Here is a 12491-nt window from a genome sequence, read left to right as displayed (position 1 = left end):
TGCCTGTGTTGGTTGCTGATACCGTGGATCTTGAACAGATATTGCAGCGGGTTGTGGTGCTGCAAGAGCTGCCCGAGCCTGAGACGCTCAAGCGTCTGATTAATGCTCTGCGAGTCCCTGATGGCGACAGCGAAGTGATGAATGCCAGATTTGATGAACTCATTGAGCTGCTACAAAATCACCCTGAATATGGTGCAGGTTTGTCGGCATTTATATTAAGATTAATTAATAATTATCGTCAAATTACCTTATACACAGACACAGGCATCGCATCGGATCAGAGTTTTGCCAGCAGCGTTTCACGATTGGTGAGCCATCGGTTTTTGCCATTATTACCCGAAGAAGATTCGGTGGTCGAGCTGGTCAGTGATTTGTTTGACAAATCCAGCGATTCTGGCTGGTTGGCGAGCATCAGCGAAAATCGCTGGGACGAGCTGGTGGCTTTAATTCACCCAGATGAGAAAGATTTGGGCTTGGTGGCACAGGCCAAAAATAACATTCTAAATGCCATCGTGATTTTGTCATATCGCATCAGTGGCATCGGCCTGCACCCTGAATTGATGAATTTTTATCCAGAATTGCTCAATTATTCGGCGGCGTTTGTCGCCCAAAACCAAGAAGCGATTTTATTTGTCAATCAATACCGCCAAGTGCATGAGCTGGATTTGATGACCGATGTCAAGCCAGAGCATGACATTGACCCAGCACCGCTGATGGTGATGGTTGAGCAGTGTGAAGATATTGTTGATACACTTCGAAAACGAGTTTATAAAACAGGCATCTCAATCCGCCTAACCAATATGCTGGCACGACTTGAGCAGAGTTTGCAAAGAATGCGAACTTTGGTTACGCTGGTGAGCGATACCGACAATAACCGTGATAAAGCGGTGGTGGATTTGACCGTGGCGGTGGTAAAAACTGCCAAAACTCGTTATAGCTTTGGCTCATTGATTGAGTCAAACACACGGCTACTGTCTCGTAAAGTTACCGAAAACGCTGGTCGTGTCGGTGAGCATTACATCAGTACTGACAGAGATGGCTACCGCCAAATGTACAAAAAAGCCGCCATTGGTGGTCTGTTTATCGGCTTTATGGCAACCCTAAAAACGCTGTCGTATCATCTGGTGCTGGCACCTGTGGGGCGAGCGTTTGTTAATAGCATGATTTATGGTTTGGGCTTTGTGTTTATTCACATCGCTGGCGGTACGGTTGCCACCAAGCAGCCTGCCATGACCGCAGCGGCGATTGCTTCGACCATCTCGGACGCTTCTGGCAAAAAAACCCAGCAACTGACCAAATTGGCAGAGCTGATTGTGGATATTTTACGCACGCAGTTTATTGCGATTATGGGCAATATTTCGGTTGCCATGCCTGTGGCGTTGCTCATTGCTTATGTTTGGGGTTTGGTGAGTGGCACGCCGATGATTGACGGTATGCAGGCGGCACATTTGCTGCATGACCTTGATCCGATTCGCTCGCTGGCACTGCCGCACGCTGCCATTGCTGGGGTGTTTTTGTTCTTTTCAGGTTTGATTGCTGGCTATTATGACAATTTGGCAGCGTATAACAAAATCGGCGAGCGTATCCGCAGACATCGGCTGCTGGTGTCGATACTGCCAAAGCATTGGCTGGATAAGATGAGCGGTTTTATTGAAGCCAACCTTGGGGCAATCATGGGTAATTTTATCTTTGGTTGCTTTTTGGGCAGCACGGCGACGGTGGGTTATATGCTGGGTTTGCCCTTGGACATTCGCCATATCGCCTTTGCTTCGGCGAACTTTGTGCATGGGCTGTACTATCTGTCGCCTGAGCATTTGACTTGGCAGGTGATTGTGCTGTCTTTTGCAGGCGTGTTGTTGATTGGCTTGGTGAACTTATTGGTGAGCTTTTCTTTGGCGTTGATGGTGGCATTACGCTCAAAAGAAGTCAAATTTATGGAGTGGCGACGCTTGCACGAGCTAGTGTCCAATCACTTTTTTACTCGGCCTTTGGACTTTTTTTGGCCACGCAAACAGACGGTCAAATACGCCAAAATTAACAGTCTGGGCGAGATGATTTTTGAAGAAACCAGCGAAACCAAAGAAACTCGCTTTTTTTCTGATTCAATCGTCCGCCGTCTGGGCAGAAAAGCCAAAGACGAACCAAAAACCATTCAAGAGATTGTGGAAATTACCAACAATCCTGCACCGCTTGATGGCATGGCAAAAGACGATAAAGCGTCAGATGATGAAGATGGCGGCATCGGTTTGCCCAAGCCTGCCAATCCGCCCAAACTGCCCAAATAGCTAAATAATTGGCAAAATAAAAATCTCGCTTGTTTGGCGAGATTTTTTTATTCATGGGTTAATTGATTAAATTTGATAAATTTATAATTAAATTAATTTAACCAAATCAAACCGATTTAAGGCGTCGCCAAAAAACCAAAACCGCCTTTTTTGGGTCCAACTTTATATTCATCATCGTCAATGTTGGTGATTTGAGCCAAAGTTGTTGGCACATCAACGGTGATGGTTTTGCCTTGGCTTTGTAGGTAGCGGTTGGCTTTTTCGGCGGTCAGTGGGGCAAATTGATACTCGGCAATCAAGCGTCCACGGCGTAGTAAGGCGTGGTCAATATCCATCAAATCGGCGTTAAAAGTGCAGATAAATTGGCATTCTAGCACATCGGACAAGATACCATCGGCGATATTTAAGATGGTTGAGACCACATCGGAAGTGTTACCGCCACCGACACGCTCGGCGATATAATTTTCGCAATCTTCTAATACCAAAATTGAGTTTTTATTATCAATCAGCATGGACATAAATTGTGGTTCTGCCAACGCACCGATCAAATTATTTGGTACAAAAATGAAATTCTTATCAGGAATTTGAGCGGTCAGCCACTTGATATAGTTGGTTTTTCCAGAGCCAGCCACGCCATGTAGCAGCACCACGCCTTTGTTGTTGTGCGTTAGGTCGTGCTTGATTTTACGATGCACAGGGGCAAAATCATCATTATACATGGTGTGAATATCCAACGCCAACGGCTTGATGGTGTGCGTTTTAAAAATCAAATCCTGACCTTCTTTGAGCAACAGGCTGATTTTGGCGTCTTGTGAGATGTATTTTGACAAATATTGCTCATAAAATTGGCGGATTTTTTCCAGATTGCCCCAGTTGCCGTTATGATAGCCCAGTAGCGACACCGCAAAAAAGCCCGATTCAATCAGCGTTTTGTCGTATTCATTGCTCAAATCTTCGTTCAGCACCAAGAAAAATTCATACTCAGGGTGAAAATAGCACAATTCCCCAGCATAAAACACGCCAGTTTGTCCATTGTAGTGGGCGGTGCTAAAATCGGTGCATTGCACAAAATCCTTCAAAAATTCTTTTTTAATCACCACATCGTCGCCACGAAAATTTATCGTTGCCATGCTGGTGTTAATCAGCTCGGCAAAAGGGTGATTTTCGGTATTGATACGCTCATCAATGCTTTGCACTTGCAGCTGATAAGTGCCATTGACCGCTCGTTCGCTGACGATACGGCGTGGGGTATAATAGGTGGATTGTAAAATTCTCATAAAAATATCCTTAAAATTTTATCATTATAAAAAGTCAAAAAATCAAAAAGCCAAAACCAAACTGACATCATAGGAAAAATAAACCTGCCAATCATCAATCGGCAGGCTTATGAGCAGTGGGTGGTATCAGTCGTTTTCTAAGAATGACCGCAAATGCTCAGAGCGTGATGGGTGGCGTAGTTTACGCAGTGCCTTAGCTTCAATTTGGCGAATGCGTTCACGAGTCACATCAAACTGCTTGCCGACTTCTTCAAGCGTGTGATCGCTTGGCATATCAATACCAAAACGCATTTTTAGTACTTTGGCTTCACGCTCGGTCAGATTGTCCAGCACTTCTCGAGTCGCTTCACGCAAGCCTTCGGCGGTGGCATTCTCAATCGGACTTGAGATGGTGTTATCTTCGATAAAATCACCCAAGTGGCTGTCTTCATCATCACCAATCGGCGTTTCCATAGAAATCGGCTCTTTGGCGATTTTTAGCACTTTGCGGACTTTGGCTTCGTCCATATCCAAGCGTTCACCCAACTCTTCTGGCGTTGGCTCACGACCCATTTCTTGGAGTAGCTGGCGACTGACACGGTTAATTTTATTAATCGTCTCAATCATATGCACAGGGATACGAATGGTGCGAGCTTGGTCGGCGATTGAGCGAGTGATGGCTTGGCGAATCCACCAAGTGGCATAAGTTGAGAACTTATAACCACGGCGATATTCAAATTTATCCACCGCTTTCATCAATCCAATGTTGCCTTCTTGGATTAGGTCAAGAAATTGCAAGCCACGGTTGGTGTATTTTTTGGCAATAGAAATCACCAAACGCAAGTTGGCTTCGACCATGTCTTTTTTGGCACGGCGTGCTTTGGCTTCACCGATGGCCATCTGGCGAGCGACCGCTTTCATATCACGGATATCAATTTGCAGTGCTTGCTCGTGTGCTAGGATTTTTTGTTGCAGTGATACCACTTCTGGCTCAATCTTGGCAAGCGTCTCGGCAAATGCTGGCTTGCCTTCGATGCGATGCATCAGCCATTCGATGTTGGTTTCGTTACTTGGGAAGGTCTTTTTGAACTCATCAAGCGGCATCTTACCACGGCGGACGACCAATTTCATAATACGCCGTTCGTTGGCACGCACATCTTCATAAACTTCACGCATCAGATTCATCACCTGATCGGACAAGCGATTGTTAAGTTTAATCAGCATAAAATGATTGGCAAGCTCATCATAAGCGGCTTTGGCTTGCTCGCTGCCACGACCGTGTTTTTCCAGTGCTTTTTGTGATTTGTCGTATAAGTTTTGCATTTCTTCAAAACGCACACGCACTTCTTCAGGATCTAGACTTGAGTCGTCAGCGTCGGCATCGATTGAGCCATCATCGCTGTCGTCGTCCAGCTCATCATCGTTATCAACGACTGTTGGCGATTCTAGGTTCAGCTCGGTTTCTTCGAGCAGGTCAAATTCGCCATCGTCATTGCTCAAAAAGCCTGATACGATGTCTGAGATTTTTTTCTCGCCGTTTAGCACTTGCTGGTATTCGTCTAGGACAAATTTTACCGTACCCGGCCAATATGCCATGATGTACTGCACTTCACGAGTGCCTTCTTCGATGCGTTTGGCGATGCCGATTTCGCCTTCACGAGTCAGCAAATCTACTGTACCCATCTCACGCATATACATACGCACAGGGTCAGTGGTGCGTCCCGGCTCAGTCTCAACCGATGCCAACACTGCCGCCGCTTCGTCAGCAGCGACATCGTCATCACTGCCAGTGTCTGCCAAAAGAATGTCATCGTCATCAGGGGCGACTTCAAACACTTGAATGCCCACATCGGTCAGCATCTGGATAATGTCTTCGATTTGATCGCTTTCGGTGACAGATTCAGGCAGTTGATCGTTTACTTCAGCATAGGTAAGATAACCTTGTTCCTTGCCCAGACGAATCAAGGCGGCCAATTGTGATGATGATTCATCATGCTCTTCGGTAATCAAGTGGTTATTTTCGCTCATGTAAAATTATCTCTTGGTGGGCGTAATGTGAACATTCCATTATACTGGCTTTTGTGCCATCTTTCAACCAATCAAATGCTGCAGGCAGGGCAAATCACGCTTAATTATCAATCAATTTATGGTCAAATAAACCGACAGCACGATTAGACAAATCATTTGTCAGGTTTTTATCAATTTTTATTAAAATTAATTAATCATTTGATACAATAATTTGATACAATTTACCCATCTGCTTGGTGCAGATTTTCGCCAGTGTGTGATAAAATCTTTAAAAATGCCTTGAAAATACTTTGATAATCAATCGCTTAATCAAACATCGGCGGTTGTTTATTATTAATGGGGCTGCGTTGTGGCGTTTAAAAGGGCAAAAGATAAAAAGCAGGTGAAATTTTGCCGATTATCATTGATAAAAATAGTGAACATAGCAGTCAATCACTTGACCTTGCCAAGCCTAGGTGGTTCAATGTAAATTATGAGTATCTTGGGCGTCTTGAGTATCTGGCATCTTAAGCGTCTCAAAAATATCTGAAGTATCCCAAATGATTTGTCGATGGGTTTGGGATTGGGTGGTTGGGCTTAAATTGATTTAGATTAATTCAATAAGTTTAAAACAAAAGGGAATGTGATGAAACGCACATGGTACAGTAAGCGGTTTTGGCTGGCAATGATGGCAACCATCGCCATTGTCGTGGGTTTTCGTGAGTTGGCGTTGGTGGTGTGCAGCTGGCTGGGTATGCCAACGGCGGCGAACATTGTCGGCTTGGTGAGTTTGTTTGTGGTGCTGGTTGCTGTGCGTCTGACTGTTGGCGTGCCTGCGTGGCTGTCTGGAGCGGCAAGCACTTTGCTTGTGGATAGCGGATTTGCTTTTTTGCCAGTGTCGGCAGGGGCGGGGATTTTGCTGTTTGGACTGGGAGCGGATTTGTTACCAGTGTCGGCGGTGATTGTGATTAGTACTTTGGTTCCGCTGTGGGCATTTGCCAAATTGTCAGCAGCTTGGTTACAAGGCACGGATAAGGAGAAGTCTGATGATGCTTGATGGCACAACCATAGCGATTGCCTTTGTGGTTACTTTGGTGGCACACATTGGTGCAAAATATGTCCTAAGATACCTAAATAAGTACATCAAAGGCGTACCGATGATTATCGTGGCGATTGTTTTGACTTTGATTTTATTGCTCATCATTCAGCTGGATTATCATGTGTATTATGCCCACGCCAAGCCAGTGTTTGACCGCCTGCTCGGATACAGTACGGTGCTGTTGGCAGTGCCGCTGGCGGGTATGGATTTTAAGGGTTTGCCTGTCAAAAAACTTGGCATCATTGTGCTGTTGGCAAGTATCGTTGGGGCGGTGTTGCCGATGTCGCTAAGCTATCTGTTTGCTTTGAATATGGAAACGATTTTGGCGTTTGCCACTCGTTCAGTAACCACACCTGTGGGGCTGTCTGTGGCACAAATCATCAACGCACCGCTGGTGATGGCAAATCTTATCATCATCGTGTCAGGCATTTTGGGTGCTGGCATGTGTCGCATTTTATTTCGCCGTGTCAAAGACGAAAGGGCTCAGGGTCTGGCATTGGGATTGGTGGCACACGCCATCGGCACGGTCGAAGCATGGACAATCAGCCCAACGGCAGGGCGTTATGCAGCGTTTGGCTTGGCGATTAATGGCTTGGTAACGGCAATGTGGTTGCCTGTGGCGGTTTTGTGGTGGCTGTCCTGATGGCTTGAGCGGTTTGGGTGGTTCGAACTGTCAATAGTTCATGATAAAATTTATTAGCAATATTTAATACAAAGTAAATATAATAAAGCGGTGAATTTACCAATTTGTCATTTTGCAATCGGATAATCATGGCTGATTTATCATAAAAACTTGTCAATTAAAATCACTGATGACAGTTAATTTTTGATGAATTGCCAAAAACATCAGCGTTACGGTGTTTCTCAACTGTATCAATTTGTAGCAATTGGCACTTTGGTGTGTTATTTATCATTTTTATGGTATAATGCGGCAAATTTTTGACAACTTATGACAAGATGAAAAGTTTTAAAACACAGTTACAAGCCCTTTCGATGGCGGCTTTTGGTATGGTAGGCAGTGCAGTCAGCACAGGTGCATTTGCCCAGACACCCACAACGCCTGTTACGGTTTATATCGAGCCAAAAGCATCTGCCAATACGACAGTATCGTCAAATTACACCTTGGCAAATGCCAACAATGCTACTGAGCAGACGCTATTGACCAGCCTGCAGACCAACACCGCAGGCTCACAAAAATTCACCCAAATCAGCAGTGGTCAGCCGCAGGTTGTCCGCCTATACACCACCAATCAGCCAACTGCCAATTATTCAGCCACTTTGACGAGCAGTACGGCCAACAGCTACGCCAATGATTATTCAGAACGCAGTGCTTATGACCATCTGATTCGTGAAGCAGCGGCACGCCACGGCGTCGATCCTGCCTTGATTAAGGCGATTATTCATACCGAATCAACCTTTAACCCATACGCCAGATCGCCAGTCGGTGCGATGGGGCTGATGCAGCTAATGCCCGGTACGGCCAGAGATATGGGCGTGTATAATGCTTGGGATCCTGCCCAAAATATCGAAGGCGGCACCAAATACATCGCCTTTTTGCAGCGACAATTTAGCAATCCTGATTATGTGATTGCTGCTTATAACGCAGGGCCGGGTAATGTACGCAAGCACGGCGGCATTCCGCCATTTCGTGAGACACGCAACTATGTCAAGCGTGTCAATGACCGCTATAATAACATTTATCGTATGGACGCTGCCCTTTATCAAGGCTATGATGCCAACCGCACCATGCTGGCGATGAACGATGCAATGCAATCACCAGCTGGCGGTACGACCATCAGCACCAAGTCATACGCACAGCCGATTAACCAAGCCACGCCAGCCAATCCTGTGATTGGGCGTGAAGCGACCAGTCAGATTTATTTTTTAAATAATCAATGATTGTAAATCACAGACAAACGGTTGGTTAATTTAATCAACTCAAATAACTTAACCAACAAATCGCCATGCGTGCTTGGGTAAGTTTTGGTGGGTTGATGGTGATAATTTGCCAAAACTTACCTAAACACAAAAACTTGTTGGCTTTTTGTATAAAATGGGGCAAAATCTTGAAATGATTGGGATTTTGCCTTTTATTTATTGATTTTGTGCCTATAATATCTATACGAATTTGGCATTTAAACATTTGTTCAAATATTTGCTTATGATTTGATTTGCTGTTTTTAATTTGATTGATTTTAAAAGGAAACTTCACAGATGATGCGAATTGGCTTATTTTTATTAACCAACTTAGCCGTTTTGATTGTCTTTAGTATCGTGTTTGGTGTGCTGTCGAGCGTATTTGGACTTGGTAGCGTGCATAGTGCTGGCGGACTAAATTACATCAGTTTGGCGGTGATGTGCTTGCTGTACGGTATGATTGGCTCGATGATTTCGCTGTTTTTGTCAAAATGGCTGGCCAAAAAATCCACAGGCACAATCGTCATCGCTGCACCAAGTAACGGCACTGAGCAGTGGCTGGTAGATACCGTCGCTCGCCAAGCCAAGATGGTCGGCATCGGTATGCCAGAAGTGGGGATTTTTGACAGTCCAGAGCCAAACGCCTTTGCCACTGGCTGGAATAAGAACAACGCATTGGTGGCGGTATCGACTGGCCTAATTCACACCATGACACCTGATGAAGTCGAAGCGGTGCTGGCACATGAGATTGGCCATGTCGCTAATGGCGATATGGTAACGCTGGCACTGATTCAAGGCGTGGTCAATGCCTTTGTGATGTTCTTTGCTCGCATCATCGGTAATTTTGTTGATCGTGCGATTTTTAAAAACGAAAGCGACTCTCCCGGCATTGCTTATTTTATCACCAGCATTGTGATGGATATTTTGCTTGGCATTTTGGCGTCGGCGATTGTGATGTGGTTTTCACGCCTGCGTGAATATCGTGCTGATGAGATGGGGGCAAAATTGGCTGGCCGTGAGAAAATGATCAGTGCCTTAAACGCCTTGCGTCCTGCTGAAGCTGCACCCAGCCAGATGCCAGAAGCGATGAAAGCATTTGCCATCGCATCAGGTCAATCTCAAGGCTTTAGCATTGCCAATTTGTTCCGCTCGCACCCAACTTTGGACGATCGCATTTCGGCATTACAAAAATATCAAAGCTGATCTGATTGACAGATTATCCAGCAAAAACAGACCGTCGTTTGGCGGTCTGTTTTTTGGCGGTGTCATTGCTCTTGGTTGTTGTTTTAATTATCCAAAACAAACCTGCCAGTCGGTTTTAATTGACGGTTTCAAACGGCTCAAGCACAGGGCGTAAACTTACCGCTTCATCGGTAGGCAAGACATCATCAGCATTTAGGGCGTATTGTCCAAGCAGCTGCATGAGTTTGGTAGGTGCTAAGCGAATGTGCAGCACTTGCCGACCTTGATCGTCAAAGTCGCTTTGCTCAATAACGCCCAGCTCGTGCAGGGTATTTTGTAGTCCGCCAGCGTGGTATGGTAGGGTGAGCGTGTAGGATTTGAGATGCCCAGACAGCAGCTCTTGGACGGCGGTCATCAGCTTGTCCATGCCCAGATTATCACGAGCGGACACATAGACACGATGCGGCACACCATGCGATTGATGATGAATGCTTGGCGGCTCACCGCTTTTGTCAATCTTATTAAACACCAATAAAATCGGTGCATCGGCTTTGATTTGGCTAAGTACATCATTGACCGCATCGATTTGGGCGTGCATATCTTCGCTGGCAGCATCGATGACATGCAGCAGCAAATCGGCTTCGAGCGTCTCTTCTAAGGTGGCATGAAAACTTTCAACCAGCTCATGCGGCAAATGACGCACAAAACCGACCGTATCGGCCAGCACCACATTGCCCACGCCTGCCCATTTGACACGGCGTAATGTCGGATCTAGGGTGGCAAACAACTGATCAGCGGCGTAGATGTGATCGTCTGCCAGACGGTTAAATAGGGTGGATTTGCCAGCGTTGGTGTAGCCGACCAGCGACACGGTGGGTGTAGCCGACTTTTGGCGTTTGGCACGCCCTTGGGCTCGAGTTTGTTTGACTTTGTCAAGTTTGGCTTTTAGCTGAGTAACACGAATCTGCAACAAACGGCGGTCGGTTTCTAGCTGGGTTTCACCCGGGCCACGCAGACCGATACCGCCTTTTTGTCGCTCAAGATGCGTCCAGCCACGCACCAAGCGAGTTGCCAAATGGTTTAGCTGTGCCAATTCTACTTGCAATTTGCCTTCATAAGTGCGTGCTCGTTGGGCAAAAATATCCAAAATCAGCCCTGTACGGTCAAGGACACGGCATTTTAATAAGGCTTCCAAATTTCGCTCTTGGCTGGGTGTGAGCGTGTGATTAAAAATCACAATCACATCGTCTGGATTGTCTGCGTGCGTATCACGAAAACGGCGAACGGCATCGGCGATTTCTTCGGCTTTACCTGTACCGACAAAATATTTGGCGTGCGGCTTATTTCGGCTGCCTGTGATAATCTCAATCTCATTAGCACCTGCCGAATGCACCAGCAGGCGAAATTCTTCCAAATCGTCAGGATCGGTAATCTGATGAATGTCCAAATGCACCAAAATGGCATTTTCGCCGCCGTCGTGTCTGTCAAAATATTGCAAAATTTTTCCTTGAATCGTTTGTGGTTGCCTACCGTGTGGTTTGATTTTATTGGTCAATCATGGCGGCAATTGTGGTATTATAAAGCATTTTTGAATGACTGGTGAAATTTTATGTCCACAATCGAAGCGATGACAGCCAACGCAAACACAAATAAAACCATCAATACCAAAATCCAGTGGCGTGATAAGCAATTGGATTTGTCCACGCCAAAAGTGATGGGGATTTTGAATGTTACGCCAGATTCATTTTCTGATGGTGGGCGATTTAACAGCGTCAATGCTGCTCTAAGCCATGTTCAGCAGATGATTGCTGATGGTGTGGATATTATTGATATTGGTGGTGAGTCCACTCGTCCAAACGCACCTGCCGTGGATACCGACACCGAGCTTGAGCGTGTGATTCCTGTGGTAACGGCAATCCGCCAGCATTTTGGTGATGAGCTGTGGCTGTCCATTGACACCAGTAATCCTACCGTCATGACCCAAGCCATCGCAGCAGGGGCGGATATTATTAATGATGTGCGAGCATTACGGCGAGCAGGGACAGCCCAAGCAGTGGCGGAACTTGGCTGCCCTGTGGTGCTGATGCACAGCCGTGGTGAACCTGACACCATGAACGATTTGGCGGATTATACCGATGTACTGGGGCAGATTATCGGTGAGCTTGAGCGTGATATTGACCAAGCCATACAAGCAGGCGTAGAGCGTGATAAGATTATCATGGATATTGGCATGGGGTTTGCCAAAAATTTCACTCATCATCAAATCATCATGAGAAATTTGGATAAATTCATCGAGCATTTTGGTTTGCCGATGCTGTTTGGAGTATCACGCAAGCGGTTTTTGGGCAAATTGCTGGTCAATAGCGGTATCCAAGGGCGACAAAACCACCAAGCGGCGGATCGTGATGTGATTGGTGCAGGCATGTCGCTTTTGGCAGCACAAATGGGAGCGTCCATTATCCGTGTGCATGATGTGGCAAAAACTGCCGAAATGCTGTCCATGTGGCGACAGATTTATCTGGATAATGATTTGGATAGCTAGTTGAAATTGTTAAAATTTACTTGCATGACAAATTTATTTTGGGAAACTTGTCTTGATGGCTGTCTTTAATAATTGTTTTTAACGGTCGTTTTTTTTAATGATTGTTTTAATGGTTGTTTTGAGTGGTCATTTAAAATGACTGCTTTTAATCGCTATTTTTGATTTTAAAAGCTGCTTTGTTTTGGGTGATTAAAGGCAAGATA

The 12491-nt window shown here is 45.7% G+C and carries 9 protein-coding genes; 6 read left to right on the top strand and 3 right to left on the bottom strand.

The window, feature by feature from the left end; all coding sequences use genetic code 11:
• The first annotated feature begins 5 nt into the window (after positions 1-5).
• Complete coding sequence (locus ACFBZI_RS00580) at positions 6-2285, top strand: site-specific recombinase (RefSeq protein WP_375714541.1); 2280 nt, start codon at positions 6-8, stop codon at positions 2283-2285.
• A gap of 116 nt (positions 2286-2401) precedes the next feature.
• Here ACFBZI_RS00580 and ACFBZI_RS00575 read toward each other — a convergent pair whose 3' ends face one another.
• A complete protein-coding gene (locus tag ACFBZI_RS00575; protein WP_375714540.1) occupies positions 2402-3562 on the bottom strand; it encodes an AAA family ATPase in 1161 nt (386 codons plus the stop codon).
• A gap of 126 nt (positions 3563-3688) precedes the next feature.
• The gene (rpoD, locus tag ACFBZI_RS00570) at positions 3689-5569 is read right to left on the bottom strand and encodes an RNA polymerase sigma factor RpoD (protein ID WP_375714539.1); all 1881 of its coding nucleotides are present in this window, start codon (positions 5567-5569) and stop codon (positions 3689-3691) included.
• A gap of 625 nt (positions 5570-6194) precedes the next feature.
• Between rpoD and ACFBZI_RS00565 the strand changes: the two genes are divergently transcribed.
• The 4 genes from ACFBZI_RS00565 (at position 6195) to htpX (ending at position 9767) form a co-directional block, all read left to right on the top strand.
• Positions 6195-6605 (top strand): CidA/LrgA family protein, encoded by a 411-nt coding sequence (locus tag ACFBZI_RS00565; RefSeq protein WP_375714538.1) that lies wholly within the window; start codon positions 6195-6197, stop codon positions 6603-6605.
• Positions 6598-7290, top strand: coding sequence for an LrgB family protein (locus ACFBZI_RS00560; RefSeq protein ID WP_375716272.1), 693 nt, complete (start codon positions 6598-6600; stop codon positions 7288-7290). Before ACFBZI_RS00565 ends, ACFBZI_RS00560 begins: the two co-directional genes overlap by 8 nt.
• A gap of 314 nt (positions 7291-7604) precedes the next feature.
• The gene (locus ACFBZI_RS00555; protein ID WP_375714537.1) at positions 7605-8546 is read left to right on the top strand and encodes a lytic transglycosylase domain-containing protein; all 942 of its coding nucleotides are present in this window, start codon (positions 7605-7607) and stop codon (positions 8544-8546) included.
• A 315-nt stretch (positions 8547-8861) separates the two neighbouring features.
• Complete coding sequence (gene htpX, locus ACFBZI_RS00550; protein WP_375714536.1) at positions 8862-9767, top strand: protease HtpX; 906 nt, start codon at positions 8862-8864, stop codon at positions 9765-9767.
• A gap of 115 nt (positions 9768-9882) precedes the next feature.
• Here the strand turns inward: htpX and hflX are convergent, their stop codons facing one another.
• Positions 9883-11244 (bottom strand): ribosome rescue GTPase HflX, encoded by a 1362-nt coding sequence (gene hflX / locus ACFBZI_RS00545; protein ID WP_375714535.1) that lies wholly within the window; start codon positions 11242-11244, stop codon positions 9883-9885.
• A 111-nt stretch (positions 11245-11355) separates the two neighbouring features.
• Between hflX and folP the strand changes: the two genes are divergently transcribed.
• Positions 11356-12288 (top strand): dihydropteroate synthase, encoded by a 933-nt coding sequence (gene folP / locus ACFBZI_RS00540; protein WP_375714534.1) that lies wholly within the window; start codon positions 11356-11358, stop codon positions 12286-12288.
• Positions 12289-12491 lie beyond the last annotated feature (203 nt).

This window comes from Moraxella marmotae, assembly GCF_042219885.1.
Classification (GTDB): Bacteria; Pseudomonadota; Gammaproteobacteria; order Pseudomonadales; family Moraxellaceae; genus Moraxella; species Moraxella marmotae.
The sequence above is the reverse complement of the archived record's forward strand: the minus strand, read 5'-3'. Positions and strand labels throughout refer to the sequence as shown.

Excerpts from the sequence above, each read along its gene's own strand:
- folP (WP_375714534.1), top strand. The coding sequence starts at position 11,356 with ATGTCCACAATCGAAGCGATGACAGCCAACGCAAACACAAATAAAACC.
- rpoD (WP_375714539.1), bottom strand. The coding sequence starts at position 5,569 with ATGAGCGAAAATAACCACTTGATTACCGAAGAGCATGATGAATCATCA.
- ACFBZI_RS00565 (WP_375714538.1), top strand. The coding sequence starts at position 6,195 with ATGAAACGCACATGGTACAGTAAGCGGTTTTGGCTGGCAATGATGGCA.
- ACFBZI_RS00555 (WP_375714537.1), top strand. The coding sequence starts at position 7,605 with ATGAAAAGTTTTAAAACACAGTTACAAGCCCTTTCGATGGCGGCTTTT.
- ACFBZI_RS00575 (WP_375714540.1), bottom strand. The coding sequence starts at position 3,562 with ATGAGAATTTTACAATCCACCTATTATACCCCACGCCGTATCGTCAGC.
- ACFBZI_RS00560 (WP_375716272.1), top strand. The coding sequence starts at position 6,598 with ATGCTTGATGGCACAACCATAGCGATTGCCTTTGTGGTTACTTTGGTG.
- htpX (WP_375714536.1), top strand. The coding sequence starts at position 8,862 with ATGATGCGAATTGGCTTATTTTTATTAACCAACTTAGCCGTTTTGATT.